This window comes from Streptomyces sp. NPDC050549 (assembly GCF_040655035.1).
Taxonomy (GTDB): Bacteria; Actinomycetota; Actinomycetes; order Streptomycetales; family Streptomycetaceae; genus Streptomyces.
Genome location: NZ_JBFAJD010000038.1, coordinates 73,641 through 95,201, shown reverse-complemented (window position 1 = coordinate 95,201; position 21,561 = coordinate 73,641). Strand labels below are relative to the sequence as shown.

Annotated in this window: 21 protein-coding genes, 1 pseudogene and 1 riboswitch; of the genes and pseudogenes, 17 read left to right on the top strand and 5 right to left on the bottom strand. The window is 69.8% G+C overall.

What is annotated here, in order from left to right; all coding sequences use genetic code 11:
- The 3 genes and pseudogenes from AB0I51_RS38280 to AB0I51_RS38270 all read left to right on the top strand — a co-directional run.
- A pseudogene (locus tag AB0I51_RS38280) lies at nt 1-263 on the top strand (cytochrome ubiquinol oxidase subunit I); the annotation flags it as partial.
- Nucleotides 260-658 (top strand): cytochrome c oxidase subunit 4, encoded by a 399-nt coding sequence (locus AB0I51_RS38275; RefSeq protein WP_362982992.1) that lies wholly within the window; start codon nt 260-262, stop codon nt 656-658. The pseudogene AB0I51_RS38280 and the gene AB0I51_RS38275, both read left to right, overlap by 4 nt.
- Before the next feature lie 130 nt (nt 659-788).
- Complete coding sequence (locus tag AB0I51_RS38270; RefSeq protein ID WP_362982991.1) at nt 789-2,054, top strand: Ig-like domain-containing protein; 1,266 nt, start codon at nt 789-791, stop codon at nt 2,052-2,054.
- A gap of 116 nt (nt 2,055-2,170) precedes the next feature.
- Here AB0I51_RS38270 and AB0I51_RS38265 read toward each other — a convergent pair whose 3' ends face one another.
- Nucleotides 2,171-2,572 (bottom strand): hypothetical protein, encoded by a 402-nt coding sequence (locus tag AB0I51_RS38265; RefSeq protein ID WP_362982990.1) that lies wholly within the window; start codon nt 2,570-2,572, stop codon nt 2,171-2,173.
- A gap of 169 nt (nt 2,573-2,741) precedes the next feature.
- Between AB0I51_RS38265 and AB0I51_RS38260 the strand changes: the two genes are divergently transcribed.
- From AB0I51_RS38260 to AB0I51_RS38230, 7 genes are all read left to right on the top strand, one after another.
- Nucleotides 2,742-3,362 (top strand): heme-copper oxidase subunit III, encoded by a 621-nt coding sequence (locus tag AB0I51_RS38260; RefSeq protein ID WP_019067823.1) that lies wholly within the window; start codon nt 2,742-2,744, stop codon nt 3,360-3,362.
- An 80-nt stretch (nt 3,363-3,442) separates the two neighbouring features.
- Nucleotides 3,443-4,252: a c-type cytochrome gene (locus AB0I51_RS38255; protein ID WP_362982989.1), complete on the top strand. Its 810-nt coding sequence runs from the start codon at nt 3,443-3,445 to the stop codon at nt 4,250-4,252.
- Complete coding sequence (locus AB0I51_RS38250; RefSeq protein ID WP_362982988.1) at nt 4,249-5,304, top strand: Rieske 2Fe-2S domain-containing protein; 1,056 nt, start codon at nt 4,249-4,251, stop codon at nt 5,302-5,304. The genes AB0I51_RS38255 and AB0I51_RS38250 overlap by 4 nt, the downstream gene beginning before the upstream one ends.
- Nucleotides 5,301-6,956: a ubiquinol-cytochrome c reductase cytochrome b subunit gene (locus AB0I51_RS38245; protein WP_362982987.1), complete on the top strand. Its 1,656-nt coding sequence runs from the start codon at nt 5,301-5,303 to the stop codon at nt 6,954-6,956. The genes AB0I51_RS38250 and AB0I51_RS38245 overlap by 4 nt, the downstream gene beginning before the upstream one ends.
- 134 nt (nt 6,957-7,090) lie before the next feature.
- Nucleotides 7,091-8,155 (top strand): anthranilate phosphoribosyltransferase, encoded by a 1,065-nt coding sequence (gene trpD / locus AB0I51_RS38240; protein ID WP_362982986.1) that lies wholly within the window; start codon nt 7,091-7,093, stop codon nt 8,153-8,155.
- A gap of 76 nt (nt 8,156-8,231) precedes the next feature.
- Nucleotides 8,232-8,348, top strand: a riboswitch (SAM riboswitch).
- A gap of 165 nt (nt 8,349-8,513) precedes the next feature.
- Entirely contained in the window at nt 8,514-9,875 is a 1,362-nt protein-coding gene (locus AB0I51_RS38235; protein WP_362982985.1) for an aminotransferase class V-fold PLP-dependent enzyme, read from the top strand.
- 10 nt (nt 9,876-9,885) lie between these two features.
- Complete coding sequence (locus AB0I51_RS38230) at nt 9,886-10,521, top strand: hypothetical protein (RefSeq protein WP_362982984.1); 636 nt, start codon at nt 9,886-9,888, stop codon at nt 10,519-10,521.
- Between the two features lie 81 nt (nt 10,522-10,602).
- Here the strand turns inward: AB0I51_RS38230 and AB0I51_RS38225 are convergent, their stop codons facing one another.
- Nucleotides 10,603-10,884 carry an Lrp/AsnC ligand binding domain-containing protein gene (locus AB0I51_RS38225; RefSeq protein WP_019062383.1) on the bottom strand — a complete coding sequence of 94 codons (282 nt, stop codon included), beginning with the start codon at nt 10,882-10,884 and terminating at the stop codon, nt 10,603-10,605.
- Complete coding sequence (locus AB0I51_RS38220) at nt 10,881-11,615, bottom strand: rhomboid family intramembrane serine protease (protein ID WP_362982983.1); 735 nt, start codon at nt 11,613-11,615, stop codon at nt 10,881-10,883. Before AB0I51_RS38220 ends, AB0I51_RS38225 begins: the two co-directional genes overlap by 4 nt.
- A gap of 161 nt (nt 11,616-11,776) precedes the next feature.
- On the opposite strand from AB0I51_RS38220, the gene AB0I51_RS38215 reads away from it, so the two are divergent.
- The 5 genes from AB0I51_RS38215 to AB0I51_RS38195 all read left to right on the top strand — a co-directional run bounded on the left by AB0I51_RS38215 (nt 11,777) and on the right by AB0I51_RS38195 (nt 17,106).
- Nucleotides 11,777-12,016 (top strand): hypothetical protein, encoded by a 240-nt coding sequence (locus AB0I51_RS38215; RefSeq protein ID WP_019067815.1) that lies wholly within the window; start codon nt 11,777-11,779, stop codon nt 12,014-12,016.
- Between the two features lie 37 nt (nt 12,017-12,053).
- A complete protein-coding gene (locus AB0I51_RS38210) occupies nt 12,054-13,397 on the top strand; it encodes an NYN domain-containing protein (RefSeq protein ID WP_362982982.1) in 1,344 nt (447 codons plus the stop codon).
- 210 nt (nt 13,398-13,607) lie between these two features.
- The gene (locus AB0I51_RS38205; protein WP_362982981.1) at nt 13,608-14,642 is read left to right on the top strand and encodes an NlpC/P60 family protein; all 1,035 of its coding nucleotides are present in this window, start codon (nt 13,608-13,610) and stop codon (nt 14,640-14,642) included.
- Nucleotides 14,643-14,862: 220 nt separating this feature from the next.
- The gene (locus AB0I51_RS38200) at nt 14,863-15,885 is read left to right on the top strand and encodes an NlpC/P60 family protein (RefSeq protein WP_362982980.1); all 1,023 of its coding nucleotides are present in this window, start codon (nt 14,863-14,865) and stop codon (nt 15,883-15,885) included.
- A gap of 30 nt (nt 15,886-15,915) precedes the next feature.
- Complete coding sequence (locus AB0I51_RS38195) at nt 15,916-17,106, top strand: hypothetical protein (RefSeq protein WP_362982979.1); 1,191 nt, start codon at nt 15,916-15,918, stop codon at nt 17,104-17,106.
- On the opposite strand, the gene AB0I51_RS38190 is transcribed toward AB0I51_RS38195, so the two are convergent.
- A complete protein-coding gene (locus AB0I51_RS38190) occupies nt 17,094-17,624 on the bottom strand; it encodes a PadR family transcriptional regulator (protein WP_362982978.1) in 531 nt (176 codons plus the stop codon). The genes AB0I51_RS38195 and AB0I51_RS38190 overlap by 13 nt on opposite strands.
- A gap of 86 nt (nt 17,625-17,710) precedes the next feature.
- On the opposite strand from AB0I51_RS38190, the gene AB0I51_RS38185 reads away from it, so the two are divergent.
- On the top strand, nt 17,711-19,027 hold the full coding sequence (locus AB0I51_RS38185) for an MATE family efflux transporter (RefSeq protein ID WP_362982977.1): 1,317 nt from the start codon (nt 17,711-17,713) through the stop codon (nt 19,025-19,027).
- Here AB0I51_RS38185 and AB0I51_RS38180 read toward each other — a convergent pair.
- A complete protein-coding gene (locus AB0I51_RS38180; protein WP_362982999.1) occupies nt 18,988-20,223 on the bottom strand; it encodes a glycosyltransferase 87 family protein in 1,236 nt (411 codons plus the stop codon). The two genes, AB0I51_RS38185 and AB0I51_RS38180, sit on opposite strands and share 40 nt — an antisense overlap.
- A gap of 123 nt (nt 20,224-20,346) precedes the next feature.
- On the opposite strand from AB0I51_RS38180, the gene AB0I51_RS38175 reads away from it, so the two are divergent.
- On the top strand, nt 20,347-21,501 hold the full coding sequence (locus AB0I51_RS38175; protein ID WP_362982976.1) for a glycosyltransferase family 4 protein: 1,155 nt from the start codon (nt 20,347-20,349) through the stop codon (nt 21,499-21,501).
- The last annotated feature ends 60 nt before the right edge of the window (nt 21,502-21,561 follow it).

The window sequence follows — 21,561 nt, the reverse complement described above, 5'->3', positions numbered from 1 at the left end:
TCCTGCCGTTCCTCTACAACGTGTGGAAGACGGCCAAGTACGGCAAGAAGGTCGAGGTCGACGACCCGTGGGGCTACGGCCGCTCGCTCGAATGGGCGACATCCTGCCCGCCGCCGCGGCACAACTTCCTCACCCTGCCGCGGATCCGCAGCGAATCCCCGGCGTTCGACCTCCACCACCCCGAGATCGCTGCTCTCGACCAGCTCGAGAACGCGCATCACGGTGACAAGGCCCTCGCCGGCGGCAAGGAGGCGGGCAAGTGAAGGTCCAGGGCAGGATGTTCATGTGGCTGAGCATCTTCGTGCTCGCCACGGCGATCGTCTACGGCGTCTGGTCCAAGGAGGCGGCCGGTACCACGGCCCTCTTCATGGCCTTCGGCCTGTGCATCATGGTCGGCTTCTACCTGGGCTTCACGGCCCGGCGGATCGACACGCTGGCGCAGGACAACAAAGAGGCCGACGTCGCGGACGAGGCCGGCGAGGTGGGCTTCTTCAGCCCGCACAGCTGGCAGCCCCTCGCCCTCGGCATCGGTGGCGCGCTGGCCTTCCTCGGCGTGGCCATCGGTTGGTGGCTGCTGTACTTCTCGGCGCCGCTCATCATGCTCGGCCTGTTCGGCTGGGTCTTCGAGTACTACCGCGGTGAGAACCGCACGCAGTAGCACACACGGAACGCCCACGAGCCCGGACACTCCGTCAGGAGGGTCCGGGCTCGTGCTTTTGCCGCACCACTGGTCCCTCGTCCGAGTGACCCACCGCGCCGCCGCTGACGAACCTTCATAGCCTCGGCTCATGAACCACTCTCCGCGCATCCGCACCGTCGTCAGCTGCACCCTGCTGGTGATCTCCCTCGGCGCGGGCGTCACCGCCTGCGGGTCCGGCGGCGGCAACCCGCTGTCGGACAAGCCGTACGACGCGGCGGGGCAGATCTCCTTCAACGGTCCGTCCGGCAAGGGCAAGAAGGCCGACCCCGACAAGCCCCTGGAGGTCACCGCTTCCGGTGACGACGGGCGGATCACGGACGTCACGGCCACGGACGCCACGGGGCGCTATGTCACGGGCGAACTCAACGCCGACGGCACCCGCTGGCGCAGTACCTCTCCGCTGGCCGCCAACGCCCACTACACGGTGCGGGTGAGCACGGAGGACGAGGACGGCGCCCCCGGCCGCAAGGTCCTCACCTTCGACACCACCAAGCCGACCACCAAGAAGAGCCTGACCGTGAAGTTCGGTCCGGACGCCGGCACCTACGGCGTCGGCCAGCCGGTCACCGCCCAGCTGAACAAGCCCGTCAAGGACAAGGCGCAGCGGGCCGTCGTGGAGCGCGCCCTCAGGGTGGACTCCGTGCCCGCTGTGGAGGGCGCCTGGCACTGGGTGGACGACAAGGAGCTCCACTACCGCCCCAAGGATTACTGGCCCGCCCACGCCACCATCCAGGTCCACAGCGACCTCGACGGCGTGAAGATCAGCGACCGCCTGTGGGGCGGCAGGTCAAAGGGGCTGAAACTCACCACCGGTGACAAGATCGTCGCCGTGACGGATGCCGCGTCCCACGAGATGACGGTCTACAAGAACGGCGAGGAGATCAACGAGATCCCCGTCACCACCGGCAAGCCCGGTTTCGAGACCCGAAACGGCGTCAAGGTCGTACTGGGCAAGGAGTACTTCGTACGGATGCGCGGTACCACCGTCGGCATCTCCGAGGGCTCCTCGGACTCGTACGACCTGCCCGTGTACTACGCCACCCGCGTCACCTGGAGCGGCGAGTACGTCCACGCCGCCCCCTGGTCCGTGGGCTCCCAGGGCTCCGAGAACGTCAGCCACGGCTGCACCGGCATGAGCACCAGTAACGCCGAGTGGTTCTTCGACACCATCCACGAGGGCGATGTGGTCAAGGTCGTCAACTCCAACGGCGACGACATGGAACCCTTCGGCAACGGCTTCGGCGACTGGAACCTGGGCTGGAAGAAGTGGCGGGGCGGCAGCGCGCTGGTCGGGGGAACACCGGACGGCCCCAGGCCGGAAGACGCGGCGAGGCTTCGCCCCGAGTCGGTGTGACCCACCCAGAGGTTGCCCACCCAGGGGCGCGGGGCTGTGACATTTGCGGCTCCGCCGCGCGGGCGCGGCCAGTCGCAGCCGGTCCGCAGTCGCCACACACCTCGCGCCCCGAACCACTAGGCGCTCAAAGCCCGCTTCTCACGCAACAGAGAGGCCAGAGCAGAAGCGAACTCGACAGGGTCGACAGGCAACGTCACAGCCGCGTCCGCACGGCTCCACGTAGCCAGCCACGCATCCTGGGGCCGCCCGATGAGGACCAGCACAGGCGGGCAGTTGAAGATCTCGTCCTTCACCTGACGGCACAGGCCCATGCCCCCCATCGGCGCGGACTCACCGTCGAAGACGCAGACATCGATCCCGCCCCGGTCCAGTTCCTTCACGACCGCCGCCTGCGTCGCGCACTCCAGGAACTCGACCAACGGTGCGTCCGGAGCCGGCCGGCGCCCGGCGGCCAGCCGGACTTGCTCGCGGGTGTTGGAGTCGTCGCTGTAGACCAGCACCGTGGCGGTCGGCTGCATGCTTCCTCCGGAGGTCCGTTCCAAGGTCCGTTGCGCGGATGCTACTCCCTTGAACACCCCGTCAACACCTGTTGGAACAGCCCTGCGATGGGCCATACGGGCAGTACACACACTGCGAACACTCCGAACGGCACCCCCCGGAGTGAGGGCGGGATAAGGGACCGACATAATGTCGGTCGTGGCGACAGCAACGACAGTAGAAACCGGGCACGCGCACCCGTCGGTCAACCGGCCGAACCTCACCAGCGTCGGAACCATCATCTGGCTGAGTTCCGAGCTGATGTTCTTCGCGGCCCTCTTCGCGATGTACTTCACCCTGCGATCGGTGACCGGTCCGGATCACTGGAAGGAGATGGCGAGCCATCTCAACCTTCCGTTCTCCGCGACCAACACCACGATCCTGGTGCTCTCCTCCCTCACCTGCCAGCTCGGCGTCTTCGCCGCCGAGCGCGGGGACGTGAAGAAGCTCCGGGGCTGGTTCATCATCACGTTCGTGATGGGTGCGATCTTCATCGGCGGTCAGATCTTCGAGTACACGGAGCTGGTGAAGAAGGACGGCCTGTCGCTGTCCTCCGACCCGTACGGCTCGGTGTTCTACCTGACCACCGGCTTCCACGGCATGCACGTGACGGGCGGCCTCATCGCCTTCCTGTTCGTCCTCGGCCGCACCTACGCGGCGAAGAGGTTCACCCACGAACAGGCGACCGCGGCCATCGTCGTGTCCTACTACTGGCACTTCGTCGATGTCGTCTGGATCGGCCTCTTCGCCACGATCTACTTGATCAAGTAGTCGGGCCCGATTCCGCGCGCGGCCAAGAAGCGCACATTCCAGAAGCATCGACGCAGAAGATCCTGACACCGGGGTAATCCGTGAAAAAGCTCTCCACACGACGACGCCATCCGCTGGCGGCGGTCGTCGTACTACTCCTCGCGCTGGCGGCAGCCGGGGGGGCATTCAGCCTGCTCGCGCCCGCGGGCAAGGCGCAGGCCGACGAGTCAGCTCAGTCCCTCTCCATCGACGAGGGCAAGAAGCTCTTCGCCGTCGGTTGCGCCAGCTGCCACGGCACCGGCGGTCAGGGCTCCTCCGACGGGCCGAGCCTCGTGGGCGTCGGCGCCGCGGCGGTCGACTTCCAGGTGGGCACCGGCCGTATGCCGGCCCAGCAGCCGGGCGCCCAGATCCCGGCCAAGAAGGTCATCTACTCCCAGGCCGAGATCGACCAGCTCGCGGCGTACATCGCCTCGCTGGGCGCCGGCCCGGCCATCCCGACGAAGAACGAGTACGGGCCGGAGGGGGCGGACATCGCCAAGGGTGGCGAGCTGTTCCGCACCAACTGCGCCCAGTGCCACAACTTCACCGGCAAGGGCGGCGCGCTGACGCACGGCAAGTTCGCGCCGAGCCTCGAAGGCGTTGCCCCGAAGCACATCTACGAGGCCATGCAGACCGGCCCGCAGAACATGCCCTCCTTCCCCGACACCACGCTGTCGTCGAAGAACAAGAAGGACATCATCGCGTACCTCAACGCGGTCAACGGCGACAACACCGAGAGCCCCGGCGGTCTTGAGCTGGGCGGTCTCGGTCCGGTCAGTGAGGGTCTCTTCGCCTGGATCTTCGGTCTGGGCGCGCTGATCGCGGTAGCCGTCTGGGTCGCCGCTCGGACCGCAAAGGCCAAGAAGTCATGAGTAGCCAAGACATTCCAGAAGAGAACCTGCCCGCTGAGCAGGACGCGCACGGCGCGGTGTCGGTCGCGGACGAGCAGGACCCGTTCGCCGACCCGGGACTGCCGCCGCACGAGCACCGTGTCCAGGACATCGACGAGCGGGCCGCCAAGCGGTCCGAGCGCGTCGTCGCCTTCCTGTTCACGCTGTCGATGCTCCTCACGGTCGGCTTCATCGCCTCGTACGTGGCGATCCCGGCCGACAAGTCGATCTTCGTCTTCCCGATCGGTCACATCAGCGCGCTCAACTTCGCGCTGGGCCTGACCCTCGGCGGAGCGCTCTTCACCATCGGCGCGGGCGCGGTCCACTGGGCCCGCACCCTGATGTCCGACGTGGAGATCGCCGACGAGCGGCACGCGATCGAGGCGCCCCCCGAGGTCAAGGCCAAGGTTCTGGCCGACTTCAAGCAGGGTGCCAAGGAGTCCGCGCTCGGCCGTCGCAAGCTGATCCGCAACACGATGTTCGGCGCGCTGGCCCTGTTCCCGCTCTCCGGCGTCATGCTGCTGCGCGACCTGGGCCCGCTGCCGGGGACGAAGCTCCGCCACACGCTGTGGTCAAAGGGCAAGCTGCTCGTCAACATGAACACGAACCTGCCGCTGCGTCCCTCGGACGTGGCCGTCGGCTCGCTCACCTTCGCCAAGCCCGAGGGCCTGGAGGAGACCGACGAGGAGTTCCAGACCGAGATCGCCAAGGCGGCGCTGATGATCGTCCGGCTGCAGCCGGACAACATCAAGGACAAGCGCGAGCTGGAGTGGGCGCACGAGGGCATCGTGGCCTTCTCGAAGATCTGCACCCACGTGGGCTGCCCGATCTCCCTGTACGAGCAGCAGACGCACCACGTGCTGTGCCCGTGCCACCAGTCCACCTTCGACCTCTCCGACGGTGCCCGAGTGATCTTCGGCCCGGCCGGTCACGCCCTGCCGCAGCTGCGCATCGGCGTGAGCGACGAGGGTTACCTCGAAGCGCTCGGCGACTTCGAGGAGCCCGTCGGTCCTGCATTCTGGGAGCGCGGATGAGCACCAACGAGACGCACACATCAGCCACTGCCGCGGCGGGTGAGCGGCGCGACAAAGCACCGGCCGGCGAGCGTGTCGCCGACTGGGCGGACGGACGCCTCGGGATCTACTCCCTGGCCAAGTCCAACATGCGCAAGATCTTCCCCGACCACTGGTCGTTCATGCTGGGTGAGGTCTGCCTCTACAGCTTCATCATCATCATCCTCACGGGTGTGTATCTGACGCTGTTCTTCCACCCGTCGATGAACGAGGTGACGTACCACGGCAGCTATGTCCCGCTCCAGGGGCAGCTGATGTCGGAGGCGTTCAACTCGACGATGCACATCTCCTTCGATGTGCGCGGCGGTCTGCTGATCCGTCAGATCCACCACTGGGCGGCGCTGATCTTCCTCGCCGCCATGTTCGTGCACATGATGCGCGTGTTCTTCACGGGCGCGTTCCGCAAGCCGCGTGAGGTCAACTGGCTGTTCGGCTTCCTGCTGTTCGTCCTGGGCATGTTCACCGGCTTCACCGGTTACTCGCTCCCGGACGACCTGCTCTCCGGCACCGGTGTCCGCTTCATGGAGGGCGCGGTCCTGTCCGTGCCGATCGTCGGCACGTACCTGTCGTTCTTCCTCTTCGGCGGAGAGTTCCCGGGCGGCGACTTCGTCGCGCGGTTCTACTCGATCCACATCCTGCTGCTGCCGGGCATCATGCTCGGTCTGGTGGTCGGCCACCTGATCCTGGTCTTCTACCACAAGCACACGCAGTTCGCGGGCCCCGGAAAGACGAACAACAACGTCGTCGGCATGCCGCTGCTGCCGGTCTACATGGCCAAGGCCGGAGGCTTCTTCTTCCTGGTCTTCGGTGTCATCGCGGCCGTCGCGGCGATCGCCTCGATCAACCCGATCTGGGCCATGGGCCCCTACCGTCCGGACATGGTGTCCACGGGCGCCCAGCCCGACTGGTACATGGGCTTCTCCGAGGGCCTGATCCGTTTCATGCCGGGCTGGGAGATCAACTTCTGGGGTCACACGCTCGTCCTGGGCGTGTTCATCCCGCTGATCGTCTTCCCGCTGGTCCTGGTCGCCATCGCGGTCTACCCGTTCATCGAGTCCTGGGTCACCGGCGACAAGAGCGAGCACCACATCCTGGACCGCCCGCGCAACGTCCCGACCCGTACGGCCTTCGGTGCCGCGTGGATCTCGTGGTACTTCGTCCTGCTCGTCGGTGGCGGCAACGACATCTGGGCCACGCACTTCCACCTGTCGATCAACTCGATCACCTGGTTCGTGCGTGTCGCCTTCTTCGTGGTGCCGGTGCTCGTCTTCGTCGCCACCAAGCGGATCTGCCTCGGCCTCCAGCGCCGCGACAAGGACAAGGTGCTGCACGGCCGCGAGTCCGGCATCATCAAGCGCCTGCCGCACGGTGAGTTCGTCGAGATCCACGAGCCGCTCAGCCAGGACGCGCTGCACACGCTCACCGCGCACCAGCAGTACGAGCCGGCCGCGATCGGCGCGACGGTCGACGAGAACGGTGTCGAGCGCAAGGTCAAGGGCTCCGAGAAGCTGCGCGCCAAGCTGAGCGAGGCGTACTACGGCGAGGAGTCCCAGATCGCCAAGCCCACCGTCGAGGAGTACAAGGAGATCACGAGCGGCCACGGCCACCACTGATCGCTGAGGCGTCGCCACGCCACAGTCGAAGGGCCCCGTCCGAACACCGGACGGGGCCCTTCGCCGTGTCCCGCGCTGGATAGGGTGGGGACACATCGTTGAACCATTTTTCTACGACACCCAGGAGCGGCCGTATGAGCGCTGTGACCCCCGCTGGAGGCGACACCGCGGCGGCCCGTTCCTGGCCCGACGTACTGAGCGCGCTGCTGGCCGGCCAGGACCTGGACTCCGACGGCACGGCGTGGGCGATGGACCGCATCATGAGCGGTGAGGCCGCGGACGCGCAGATCGCGGGCTTCCTGGTGGCGCTGCGGGCCAAGGGCGAGACGGTCGAGGAGATCACCGGTCTGGTCGAGGCGATGTACGCCCACGCCAAGCCGCTGGACATCCCGGGGCCGGCGGTCGACATCGTCGGTACGGGTGGCGACCGGGCCAAGACGGTCAACATCTCGACGATGTCCGCGATCGTGATCGCCGGTACCGGTGCGAAGGTCGTCAAGCACGGCAACCGGGCCGCGTCCTCGGCGAGCGGCTCCTCCGACGTGCTGGAGAAGCTCGGCATCAATCTGAACCTGCCGACCGAGCAGGTGGCGCGGGTGGCGGCGGAGGCCGGGATCACCTTCTGCTTCGCGGCCAAGTTCCACCCCGCGATGCGGTTCGCCGGCGCGGTCCGCGGTGCCCTGGGGATTCCGACCGCGTTCAACCTCCTGGGCCCGCTCACCAACCCGGCCCGCGTCACCACCTCGGCGGTCGGCTGCTTCGACACCCGCATGGCCGGGCTCATCGCCGGCGTGCTCGCCGAACGCGGTTCGTCCGCGCTGGTGTTCCGCGGCGACGACGGCCTCGACGAGCTGACGACCACGGCCACCTCCCGGGTGTGGATCGTCCGCGACGGCAAGGTCACCGAGGAGGCCTTCGACCCCAGGGACGTCGGCCTCCGGCTGGTCCCCATCGAGGCGCTGCGCGGTGCCGACCCCGACTACAACGCCGGTGTCGCCCGCCGCCTCCTGGACGGCGAGACGGGCCCGGTGCGCGACGCCGTACTCCTGAACTCGGCGGCTGCCCTGGTGGCGCTGGAGCGGGGGGACGGGCCGTTGGCGGACCGGATCCGGGGCGGGATGGAGAAGGCCGCGGAGTCGATCGACTCGGGGGCGGCCAAGCGGACTCTGGAGCGCTGGGCGGCGGCCACCAACGCGTAGCCGTACGGCGGTCGTCGTCCCGCGATCCGGACACGGGTTGCGGGACGACGATCACCTCACGTAAGTTTTCCGACCAGGTCATGAGTGACAGTCATGAGGCCCCGGCCGACTGTCCGGCAACCCTCCGTCCGTGGCGGGGTGCCCCGGGTGAAGACCAGGCCGTAGGCAGCGAGGTCTGCGGCAAGCGCGGGCCCCTCGAAAGACACCAGGGGTCCTGGTCATCGAGGGAGCCCTCTGTGAGCAAGCGAATGCGATAGGGCGCCGAGCCCCGCCTCCGCACACCCCCTTTCACCCTGTCCGTGCTTGAGCCCTGCCCGCTCGCACGGTGGTTCCGCCTTGCCTCTCACAGGAGTTCGCCATGTCTGTCTCCACCACTGCCGCCGTTCAGACCATTTGTGCCCAGCTGCCCGTTCTCGGCCGGGATGTCACCGTCCCGCTCGTCACGGGCGGCGAGGTCACCTACGCGGCGCTCGACTACGCGGCCAGCGCCCCGGCCCTGCAGCGCGTCTGGGACGACGTGGCGGCCTACGCCCCGTACTACGGCAGCGTCCACCGCGGCGCCGGCTACCTCTCCCAGCTGTCGACGGACCTCTTCGAGAACGCGCGGAAGACCGTCTCCGAGTTCCTCGACTGCCGCGCCGACGACCAGCTGATCTTCACCCGCTCGACGACCGACTCCCTCAACCTTCTCGCCGCCGCCCTCCCCGCCGGCTGCCAGGTCTTCGTCTTCGAGACCGAGCACCACGCGTCCCTGCTGCCCTGGAAGGACGCCCGGGTCACCTACCTCAACGCTCCGCGCACCCCGGCCCAGGCCGTCGAGACCCTGGAGCGGGCCCTCGCCGCCCGGGACCCGCAGGGCCCGGCCCTGGTCTGTGTCACCGGCGCCTCGAACGTCACCGGCGAGCTGTGGCCGGTCCGCGAACTCGCCACCGCCGCGCACGCCCACGGCGCCCGGATCGTCCTGGACGCCGCCCAGCTCGCCCCGCACCACCCGGTGTCCGTCCAGGACCTCGACGTCGACTGGATCGCCTTCTCCGGCCACAAGCTCTACGCCCCCTTCGGCTCCGGCGTCCTCGCCGGCCGCGCCGACTGGCTCCGGGCGGCCGACCCCTACCTCGCCGGCGGCGGCGCCAGCCGCAAGGTCACCCGGCGAGAGGACGGGGGAGTGGACGTCGAGTGGCACGACAGCGCCGCCCGGCACGAGGCCGGCTCCCCGAACGTCATCGGCGCCTACTCCATCGCGTCGGCCTGCAGGGCGCTCACCGAGGCCGGCTTCGACACACTGGTCGCCCGCGAGCAGTACCTGATCGAGAAGGTGCGGGCGGGTCTGGCCGAGGTCCCGGCGGTCCGTGTCCTGTCCCTCTTCGGTGACGACGCCCCGCGCGTCGGCGTCATCTCCTTCGTCGTCGAGGGCTGGAACAGCTCGCACTTCGCCGCCGCCCTCTCCGCCGAGTACGGCATCGGCGTCCGCGACGGCCTCTTCTGCGCCCACCCCCTCGTCCGCACCCTGCTCGGCAGCGACCCGCAGACCCAGGGCGAGTGCGGCGCCCCCGAGGCCGCCCCGGGCGAGAAGTCCCTCAACGCGATCCGCGTGAGCTTCGGCGCGGGCACCCCGGACGAGCACATCGAGCGCTTCGTGACGGCCGTACGGGAACTCGTGACCGTCGGCGCCAAGTGGAACTACCGTACGCAGGACGGCCGTTGCGTGCCGGCCGTGTGACCGTCCAAGGGTGGGGATTCCATCCGGGGTGAGTGGAGCGGCGGCGGCCGAGGGGCTTGGCGAGCCGCTGGGCGACGCGGTCGTACGGCGTGCGCCGAGTCTCCTCGGCGGGAAGCGCGTCCACCTCTACGAGGAGGGGCTCGTCCTCGGGTCCGGTGCGCAGGTCCGTCGATGGGCCGACGTGACGCGCTGGCGCTCCACCGTCGACGTGATCGTCACGACCAACGAGCAGGGAGACAGGGCCCGGTACACCCTGGCCCACCGGCACCTGCTGCGGTTCGGCGACGGGACGGAACAGGGCTTCCTGCTCGACGAGCGGCGGACCGTGCTGGGACCGATGGTCGTCGAGCCCTTCGAGAACCTGCGGATCCGGTCCGCCGCCGAGCACATCCGCAAGCGGGTGGCCGAGGCCCGGGCACCGGCGCTGCTCGACCGGATCGGGAAGGGCCGGCAGGTCACCTTCGGCCCGCTCACGGCGGACGCGCACGGGGTGTTCGTACCGGGCGGGCTGCTCCCCCTACCGCTGGGCCGAGATGCGGGAGCCGTATCCCGCCGTCGGCCTGCCGGACTTTCCCGTGCCGGCGTCCTGGTGGCTGCGGCCCCGGGACGTCCGGCTCGTCCTGCGGGGCAGGGACGGGCACGGTGACCCGCACCGCACCGAGATACCGGCCTGGGAGGTCGTGAACTGGGGCGCGCTGGTCACTCTGTGGAAGCGGCTGAACGCGCGCTAGGAGTCCAGCCCGATCGCGAACGCGGCTTCGAGATCATGCTGGGAGTACGTCCGGAACGCCACGTGCGTGTCCGTCCCCTCCACTCCGGGGATCTTGCTGATCCGGCCGGGGATGACCTCCGCGAGGTCCTCGTGCTGCCGGACCCGCACCATCGCGATCAAGTCGTACGTACCGGTGACGGAGAAGACCTCGCTCACGGATTCGAGCGCGGCGATCGACTCGGCGATCTCCGGAATCCGGTCCACGCTGGTCTTGATGAGGACGATCGCGGTGATCACGGCTGGTTCTCTCCCTCGGGGACCGTTGCTGGGGCGGCCTTCACTCTAGTGGTACGGCCGAATCTGGCCCACGCGTAGCCGAAGCCCAGCGTGAAGCCCACCAGGTGGGCGAGGTACGCCACCCCCGGTCCCTGGGCGGCCTGGCCCGCCGCCAGCCACTGGAGGGCCGCCCAGAACGGGAGTACGACCCACGCGGGGAAGCGCAGCGGCAGAAAGAAGAGGAAGGGGAGGAGGCTCGTCACGCGGGCCCGGGGGAAGAGGTACAGGAACGCCCCGAGGACCGCCGAGATCGCCCCGGACGCGCCGACAAGGGACTGTGCGGAGCCGGCGTTGGCCAGCGCGTAGCCCAGCAGCGCCAGATAGCCGCAGACCACGTAGAACAGGATGAATTCGACTCGTCCCAGCCGTTCCTCGGTCATCGCCCCGAAGACGTAGAGGAAGAGCATGTTGCCGAGGAGGTGGATCCAGCTGCCGTGGACGAACAGGGCCGTGACGGGGGTCAGGGCCTCCCGGGTGGGGCTGGCGAACAGGTCGGCCGGTACCACTCCCCAGCGGTGGAAGTACGCCCGCTGGGCGGCGAGCAGCGCGTCTCCGGTGCCGTAGGACGGGACGAAACCCGAGGCCGGGCCGAGAACGAAGATCAGGCAGCACAGGGCGATCAGGGCGTATGTCATCGGTGCCGAGGTGTTCCGGAGGGCTCTGACGGCCGCTGTTCCCCAGTTGCTGATCATGGATACAGAGCATGGCGCAACAGGACGTACCGGGGCGGAGTGCCTCGCCGCTGCGGACGGCCGAGCGGCGAGTACCCGCCAGGCCGTAGGGTTACGAGCCACACTCGCCGGGGAAACCGGCGATCACGGAAACTGGAACAAGAAGGAAGCGGACAGCCACGATGACGGTACCCCTGCCGACCGCCTCGACGCGGTGGCGCTGCACCCTCTGCGGCAACCTCACGCGCTTCGACGTGACGCGTTCGTCGAAGGTCGTGGAGTACCTCCACCTGGACCTGGCGGGTGAGCCGAAGGTGGAGGAGCGCGAGGTGGTCAGTGAGACCATCGAGTCGGTGCGCTGCCGCTGGTGCAACGCCGTGGATCAGGTGGAACTCGTGGACAGGCCGGGCGCCGGCTCCTGAGAGGGAGCGGCCCCGCACACGTATTGGGGTGTGAGGGATGGTGGAGAACTCGGGCGGGGGGCCGGGCGACGGCGCCGCCGAGGTGCTCGACCGTCCGCTGCCCGACGGCGTGCGGAGAAGAGTCGTACAGATTGTGTCGGACGGCTTCGGTGGGCTCACCGTCGGCGAACTGCCCGCGCAGCTACGACAGTACGCCCGCTTCGCCCCCAACCGGCGCGCCAAGTTCGCCGGCAACGCCATGGCCGCCGCGCTGGAGACCGATCCGCTGTTCCGGCAGCGTATCGGGGAGAAGCTGAGAGAGACCCAGCCGGAGCTCACCGGCGCGCTCGACTCCGGCTCGCCGCCCCCGGCCGCGGATCCGCTCGACGTGGCGGCCGCGGCCTATGTTCTGCGCCCCACCGGCTGGGTCAAACTGGTGACCGCCGCCGGCGAGGAGGCGCTGCGCGCCGACGCCGAGCGTGCAGACGAGGAGAACCGGGCCGAACTGGAGCGGCTGCGCGAGGAGTTGGCGCAGGCGCGGGATGCCACCCGGACCGAGACCGAGCGGCTGCGCACCGAGCTGGACGCGGCGAAGAAGGAAGTGGAATCGCTTCACCGCAAGTTGCGTTCCGCGCACAGCGACATCAAGCGCGGTGAGGCCGCTCTGCGCAAGCTGCGGGCCGAGACGGACGCCGCGCGCGCCGAGGGGCAGGCCCAGCTCTCCGCGGGCGAGGTCGAGACCCGGCGGCTCAAGGCCCGGCTCGCCGAGGCGGAGGCGGCCCTGGAGGCCACCCGCAAGGCGGCCCGGGAGGGGCGCAGCGTCGAGGACATGCGGGTACGGCTGCTGCTCGACACCGTGCTGGAGGCGACCCAGGGGCTGCGCAGGGAACTGGCGCTGCCGCCCGTCTCCGTACGGCCCGCCGAGACCGTCGACGCGGTCGAACCGGGACGAATGACCCCCAAAGACATCGCGGCGCGGGCGCTGTCCGAGAACGATCCCGCGATCCTCGACCAGTTGCTCGCGCTGCCCCAGGCCCATCTGGTGGTCGACGGCTACAACGTCACGAAGACCGGCTATCCCCAAATGCCCCTGGAGAAGCAGCGGTTGAGGCTGCTGGGGCAGCTCTCCCAGCTGGCCGCCCAGACCGGCGCCGAGGTCACCTGTGTCTTCGACGGGGCCGAGCTGGCCGCTCCGGTGCTGCTTGCGCCGCCGCGCGGAGTGCGGGTGCTGTTCTCCAAACCGGGTGTCACCGCCGACGAGTTGATCCGTCAGCTGGTGCGCGCCGAGCCGCCGGGCCGGCCGGTCATCGTGGCCTCGACCGACCGCGAGGTGGCCGACGGCATCGCGAAGGTGGGTGCGCGGCCCGTCGCTTCTGCGGTACTCCTCAAGCGACTGTCGTGAAGGTCAACGTACAGGTTTAATGCCGGAATTGACCGATCGGTCACGCAACGTAGCGTCAATCGGCCATCACTGCATGTTGGTTATGTGCAAAGAATGCTTTGAGTGACGGCATTTTTTCGTGTGAGGATTTGAACTGATCACAGAAACGTCACTAGGGTCGTGCCTCGAACCTCCGAACGGGTGATCACTCAATAGAAGGAGCTCGACTCCGTGGCGTCCCATCGTCGACCGAAGCAGCCGAGCCGCACGCGCGTCACTGTGCTGACCACCGCAGCCGCAGCCGCCGTTGCCTTCAGCGCTCAGGCAGCCAATGCCGCGCCGAGCGAGAAGCCCAGCAAGGACGAGGTCAAGGCGAAGGTCGACGCCCTCTACGAGCAGGCCGAGCAGGCCACCGAGAAGCTCGACGGGGCCCAGGAGAAGCAGGAGAAGCTCCAGAAGGAGATCTCCACCATCCAGGACAACGTGGCCCGCGGTCAGGAGGAGCTCAACAAGCTCCGGGACGGCCTCGGCACGATGGCCAGCGCCCAGTACCGCACCGGTGGCATCGACCCGTCGATCCAGCTCTTCCTCTCCTCGGACCCGAGCGACTACCTCGACAAGGCGTCCACCATGGACCAGTTGAGCGCTCAGCAGGTCGAGGCGCTCACGAAGATCCAGAGCAAGCAGCGCGAACTCGCCCAGGAGCGCGCGGAGGCGAGCACCAAGCTCAAGGACCTCTCCGCCACCCGCACCGAACTCAAGAAGAAGAAGGACGAGGTCAAGGCCAAGCTGGCCACGGCCCAGAAGCTGCTCAACACCCTGACGGCGGCGGAGAAGGAGGCCCTCGCCAAGGAGCAGGCCAACGCCGCCAGCCGTTCCACCTCCCGCGTGAACCTCGGCAACACCGGTTCCGCCTCCGGCCGCGCCGCCTCGGCCTTCGCCGCCGCCCAGTCCGTGATCGGCTCCCCGTACGTCTACGGCGCCTCCGGTCCCTCCTCCTTCGACTGCTCCGGCCTGACCTCGTGGGCCTACGCGCAGGCGGGTGTCTCCATACCCCGCACCTCCGAGGCGCAGGCGAACGCCGGTACCCGGATCTACAGCGAGAGCGACCTCAAGGTCGGCGACCTGGTCATCTTCTACGGCGACTACCACCACGTCGGCCTCTACGCGGGCAACGGTCAGGTGCTGCACGCCCCGCACACCGGTGCCGTGGTGCGCTACGAGTCGATCGCCGACATGCCCTTCCAGTTCGGCGTCCGGATCTGATCCCGTTCGTATCCGGTCGTTCCGCACCGCCCGAACGGGCGAATTACGACACTCCAGGCTGACCCCGCGCCCCGCCCATGACCTGCGTCATAGGCGGGGCGTCGCGTTGTGTGCCCGCGGAGGTCTTTGGCCCGCACCCCCTCACAGAGCTACTGTCTGGCGCGTTTCCCCGCATCGGGGGAGCGGTCCGTGTCCGCCAGCGGAAGGAGTGCGGCTTCCCGTGGGATCCCGTCGTCGCCAAGCACCGTCCGGGTTCGACCGAGGCGCCAGTGCCGCGGTCTGTGTGATGTCCGCCGCCGCCGCGGCGCTCGGCGCCCTTCCGGCCACCTCCGCGGTGGCCGCGCCGCACGACGACGCCCGGGCCGAGGTGGACCGGCTCTACCAGGAGGCCGAGAAGGCGACCCAGGCCTACGACAAGGCCGACGAGCGCGCCGGACAGCTGCACCGGCAGGTCAGCGACGCCCAGGACCGGATCGCCCGGCAGCAGCAGCGCATCAACACCATGCGGGACGCGCTGGGTTCACTCGCCGGCGCCCAGTACCGCTCCGGCGGCATCGACCCCACCGTCGCGCTGCTGTTCTCCGACGACCCGGCCGACTACCTCGACAAGGCCTCCGTCCTCGACCGCATCACCACTGAGCAGGCGGGCGAGCTCAAGGACCTCCAGGACGCCATGCGCGAACTCGCGCAGGAGCGCAGCGAGGCCACCGGGCACCTCGCCGAACTGGAGCGCAGCCGCAAGGCCGTCGCCAGTCACAAGAAGACCGTCGAGAGCAAGCTCGCCAAGGCCCGGCAGATCCTCAACGGGATGCCGCTCGCCGACCGCGCCGCCTTCGACCGGGCCTCCCGCTCCTCCCGCCAGGACATCCCCGACCTCGGCGCCGGCGTCCCGTCCTCGGGCCGCGCCGCAGCGGCCGTGGCCGCCGCACAGTCCGCACTCGGCAGGCCCTACGTCTGGGGCGCCACCGGCCCCGGCGGCTTCGACTGCTCCGGCCTGATGCAGTGGTCGTACGCCCGGGCGGGCGTCCACCTCCCGCGCACCTCGCAGGAACAGCGCTACGCCGGCCACCAGATCCCGCTCTCCCAGGCGCAGCCCGGCGATCTGGTCGTCTACCGCTCCGACGCCAGCCATGTCGGGATGTACGTGGGCAACGGCCAGGTCATCCACGCCCCCTATCCCGGCGCGCCGGTGCGCTACGACCCGGTCGGCATGATGCCGGTCTCGTCGGTCACGAGGGTCTGAACCGGCGCGAAAGGGTCGTACGATCGGGAAGTGACTGGTCGTAGGCGGGCGTCGCGCTCCGGAGTGCTCGCGCTGTGTCTGCTGTTCGGCTCGCTGGTGGCGTGCGGCGGGCAGCCGGCGCCGGACAGCGCGAGGGCGGCGGTGCAGCGGCTGCTGGACGGACAGGCGGCGGCCGTCCTGCACCACGACGGGACGGTGTACGCCCGCACCGGCGCGCGCACCGCGTACGAGAACCTGAGCGCCGTACCGCTGGCGTCCTGGTCCTACCGGCTCACCTCGCTGCACCGCACCGGCGCCACCGCGACCGCCGACGCCGACCTCAGCTACCGCGTCCGGGGCTACGACACCTCACCCGTCACCGTCGGCCGCACGCTCGCGCTCCGCCTCACCGCGGACGGGCAGTGGTACGTCGCCTCCGACAAGCCCGCGAAGAAGTCGGGCCAGCAGCTGTGGGACCAGGGGAGGGTGAGCGTCGTCAAGGGCGCGCACAGTCTCGTCATGGGGGTCGGGCAGTCCACCACGGGCCTGCGCGAGTACCGCGCGCTCGCGGACCACGCCGTACCGGCCGTGGCGGGCGCCTGGGGTACCGACTGGCCCCGCCACGTCGTCGTGCTCGTCCCCGGTTCCCTGGACGGCATGGCGGGGCTGCTGGGCGCACCGGCCGCGTCCTACCGGGGCATCGCCGCGGTGACGACGGGGGAGGCGGGCGGTTCCGGCGACGCCCCGGCGGACCGGATCATCGTCAACCCGGACGCGTACGCCATGCTGGGCTCGGTCGGCAAGCAGGTGGTGCTCACCCACGAGACGACCCATGTCGCCACCCGCGCCCACACCACCCCCGCGACCCCCCTCTGGCTCTCGGAGGGCTACGCCGACTGGATCGGCTACCGGGGCACCGGCCGCACTCCGGCCCAGGCCGCGCCCGAGCTCTACCGCGCCGTCGAGGACGGCCACCTCCCGACCGCACTCCCCGCCGACAAGGACTTCGGCTTCAGCAGCGAGGCGGGCGAACTGGCGCAGGCGTACGAGGGTGGCTGGCTGGCCTGCCGGATGATCGAGGACCGGTGGGGAGTCTCCCAACTGGGCAAGTTCTACCGGGCCGTTGGCGCGCACAAGAAGCGGGCCGGGGCGGTGGAGGGCGCGATGAAGAAGGTTCTCGGAGTGAGCCTGGACGACTTCACCGCACAGTGGCGGGACTACCTCAGGACTCAACTCGGCTGACCCAGCCGGTCGATGGCCTCGGTGAGCCACTCCCGCTCGGCCGCGCCCGTCGCCCGGGCGACCCGCAGCATGCCCTGCCGGAACAGGTCCTGGGCCTCCTCGGCGCGTACCGGCTCGCCGTCCCGGTAGAAGAAGCTCGCCGGGGTCTGAAGGAACTCCAGTCGCCGACGCAGCACGTCCGCCTGTTCCCGCCGGTCCGGCAGATGCCGTAGGAAGGCCAGGACCGTGTTGAAGCGGACGTGGTCGGTGATCTCGGTCTGTCTGGGGTGGCGGAGGCGTTCCAGGAGGTCCGCGCGGCCCGTTTCGGTGAGGGACAGGACCCGGCGCGGGGCCGCGCTCGTGCCGTCCTCCGTGTGCTGGTCGAGCTTCCCGGCGGCGACCAGGCGGGTGATCGCCGGGTAGAGCGCACCGTCGCTGACCGGGCGGACATGACCGCTGAGCGCCTTGATCCGCTCCTTCAACTCATAGCCGTGGAGCGGCTGTTCGGCGAGGAAGCCCAGGATCGAGAGCTCCAGCATGTGTCCTCCTTGCGGGCGCGATGGCGCCATGGTACCTCTTATCGAGCTACCTCGTTTAGAGGTAGCTCGTATCGAGGGAGTGGTCCATGAACGCTCATCGTCGGCAGCTCATATCGCTCGCCCACCCCGTCTACCTCTCGCTCCTCGCCTCCGTCGCCGCCGGGATCATCAACACCGTCTGGGTCGCCCGGCTCGGCGGCCCGGCCGTCGCCGCGGTGGCCGTCGCGACCAGCACCGAGAACGTGCTGCTGGGCGTCGCCCTGGTCTTCGCCTCCGGTACGACCGTGCTGGTCGCCCATGCGAGGGGAGCCCGCGACCCGGCCGCGCTGCGCTCGGCGGTACGGGGTGGCTGGGCCCTGTGCGCCCTGGTCACCCCGGTGGTCGTCGCGGTCTGCTTCCTGTTCCGTGAACCGCTGTCCCGCCTGCTCCTCGGCGGCACCGGCCCCGAACTCCCGCTCGCCGTCGCCTACTTCACGATCTCCTTGCCGGGCATCGCCGTCTTCTACGCCCAGCAACTCGTCGACGGCATCCTCAAGGGCACCGGCGACACCAGGACCCCGATGCGCCTGGCCCTCCTGGCCAACGGCCTGATCCTGGTCTGCGACCCGTTCCTCATCCACCTCTACGGCGTCCGGGGCGCCGCCGCCTCGACGGTGCTGTGCCGGGTGTTCGCGCTGGGGGTGGGGCTGCGCGCGTTGCGCCGCAACGCCGTGTTGCGGACGGCGGCCGTCCCTGCCGAGTCCGTCCCCGCCGCCCTGCGCCGCACGTTCACCACCGGCCTTCCCATGTCCGCCGACTTCACCGTGCGGCAGGGCGGCTCGCTGGTGCTGGTCGCGATCGTGGCGCGGCTCGGGGTGTCGGCCGTGGCCGCGTACGCCATCGGCTACAAGGTTCTGTACGTCGCGACGATGGCCTTCTACTCCGTGCGGCAGGCCGCCGCCGTCCACACCGCGCACCTGCGGGGGACGGGGAAGGACGCGAGGCGGGAGGTCGGACGGCAGGCGGTGCTCGTGTCCGGCACGGTCGGCGCGGTGGCGGCCGTCCTGCTCTGCGTCGCCGCCCCCTGGATCATGGCCGCCTTCGGTACCGGGCCCCAGGTCGCCCACGAGGGTGCCCTGTTCCTGCGCTGCGTCGGCCCCTACCTGCTGCTGATGGCCTGCTTCATCGCGCTCGGCGGGGTCTTCGAGGGGAGCGGGGGAGCACCGGCGCTGCTCCGGGTCACCGTGCTCGGTACGGCGGTCCAACTCCCCTTGGCGTACGGCCTGTCGGGGCTCGGACTGCCCGGTGTGTGTCTGGCGACGGCGCTCTCGATGGCAGTGCAGTGCGGGGTGGTGGCGGTGCTGTTCCGGCGGGCGTCCCGACGTCAGGAGGAGGCCGAGGTCGCCTTCGAGCGTGTGGCCTGACTCGGGAGCGGGGGGACGTCCGCCCAGGTGACCGAGGCCCGCCACAGTTCCCGGGCGGCGGTGAGTGCCGCCGCGACGAGCAGGCCGTTGCGGAGGAGCAGGAGGACGATGCCGAGGTTGTCGCTGGCGACCACGTCGGCGAACCAGACGGGGAACTCCAGGACCGTCACGAAGGCCGCCGCCAGCACCAGACCGACCGGGAGTCTCATCCTGCTGGCCCGGAAGCAGGAGCAGACGGCCGCGAGGCCGATCAGCCAGACGACGTACTGGGGGCTGATGACGCGGCTGGTGACCGTGAACATCAGCACCGCCACGAAGGCCGCGTCCGCGAGGGTGTGCGGGACGAAGCGGGCCGCCATCAGACGCCAGAGCACGATCCAGCCGAAGGCGATCGCGGTGAGGCCGAGGGCGGCCGTGCTGACCCAGTTGACGTAGGGGCCGACGAACTCGACCGAGCCGTAGTTGAGGAGCACCTGGCCCTGCCAGCCGAAGTGCCGGGCCACATGGAAGACCAGGGAGCCCAGCGACTCCACCTCCGTGCCCCGCTCGCGCTGGAAGGTCAGGAAGGCGAACGCGCCCGGCATCGACGCCGTGAAGACGGAGGCGACCACGATCACGGTCACCGCCGCCGCACCCCAGGCCCGGCGCTTGACCGCGCCCAGCAGGAGCAGGGCCGGCCACACCTTCAGCAGGGCGCCGAAGCCCACCAGCGCGCCCATCACCCGCGGGTGCCGCGCGCCTGCGAGCAGCGCGGCCACGGCGACCGCGGTCACCATCACGTCGTAGCGGGCGTACACGGTCGGCCCGAGCAGCGGGACGCCCGCCACCCACACCCGGGCGCCGCGGAGCGTCCGGCCGGGGCGCAGGCCCGTGTACACGAGCAGGGCCAGGACGGCCAGGTCGGCGAGGAAGGCCAGGACGAAGAACGCCGACGCGTAGTCGAGGAAGCCCAGCAGGGCGGGGGAGAGGATCGGGAGTGCGGCGGCGGGCGGGTACTGCCAGGTGACGTCGTCCAGCGGGAAGCTGCCGTGCCGCAGGGTCTCGTACCAGCCCTGGTAGATCACCGACACATCGCTGGTGACGTCCGGGCCGGGGAACACGAACACCTTGAAGACGAACAGCAGCAGAACGACCCGGGTCAGGCCCCAGGTCCCCAGCAGCACTGCCAGCCGCCGTCTCGCGCCCGCGATCTCCACCTGAGCCCCTGTTCCGTGCCGTGCCTGCCGGGTGAGGGCCACATGTTCTCCCGAGCTGCTGTGCGATGGCCATGAAGCGCGGCCGTGCCGAGCTGTGAACCCACCCCGGGTAAGGTCGGCCGCGTGCGCAAGACCCTGATCGTGACCAACGACTTTCCGCCCCGGCCCGGGGGCATCCAGGCCTTCCTGCACAACATGGCGCTGCGGCTGGAGCCCGAGCGGCTCGTCGTCTACGCCTCGACCTGGAAGCGCGGCCGGGAGGGCGCCGAGGCTACCGCCGCCTTCGACGCCGAGCAGCCCTTCACCGTCGTACGTGACTCCACGACCATGCTGCTGCCGACGCCCGCCGCGACCCGCAGGGCCGTCGGGCTGCTGCGTGAACACGGGTGTACGGCGGTGTGGTTCGGGGCGGCGGCGCCGCTCGGGCTGATGGCGCCGGCGCTGCGGAAGGCCGGCGCCGAGCGGCTGGTGGCCACCACGCACGGGCACGAGGCCGGGTGGGCGCAGCTGCCCGCCGCGCGTCAACTCCTGGGCCGGATCGGGGAGTCCACCGACACGATCACCTACCTCGGGGAGTACACGCGGTCGCGGATCGCCGGTGCGCTGAGTCCGGAGGCGGCGGCGCGGATGGTCCAACTGCCGCCGGGTGTCGATGAGAAGGTCTTCCATCCGGGTTCCGGTGGCGCCGAGGTGCGGGCTAGGCTCGGGCTCACCGAGCGGCCCGTCGTCGTGTGCGTCTCGCGGCTCGTGCCGCGCAAGGGGCAGGACACGCTGATCCTCGCCATGCCGCGCATCCTGGCCCGGCAGCCCGACGCCGTGCTTCTGATCGTGGGTGGCGGGCCGTACGAGAAGGAGCTGCGCCGGCTGGTGCGGGAGACGGGCGTCGGCGACTCCGTGCGCTTCACGGGTGCCGTGCCCTGGGCCGAACTGCCCGCGCACTACGGCGCGGGCGACGTCTTCGCGATGCCGTGCCGGACCCGGCGCGGCGGGCTCGACGTCGAGGGGCTCGGCATCGTCTACCTGGAGGCGTCGGCCACCGGGCTGCCCGTCGTCGCCGGTGACTCCGGCGGCGCGCCCGACGCGGTGCTCGACGGCGAGACCGGGTGGGTCGTGCGGGGCGGGTCCCCGGAGGAGGCCGCCGACCGGATCGTGGCGCTGCTCGGGGACCCGGAGCTGCGCCGGAACATGGGCGAACGGGGCCGCCAGTGGGTCGAGGAGAAGTGGCGCTGGGACCTTCTCGCGGAGAAGTTGAAAACCTTGTTGCAGACCGGGGACTAGGCGGAACCGAATAATCCGCACATGCTGCGCGCATGACAGCAAAACTGACGCAGCATCAGC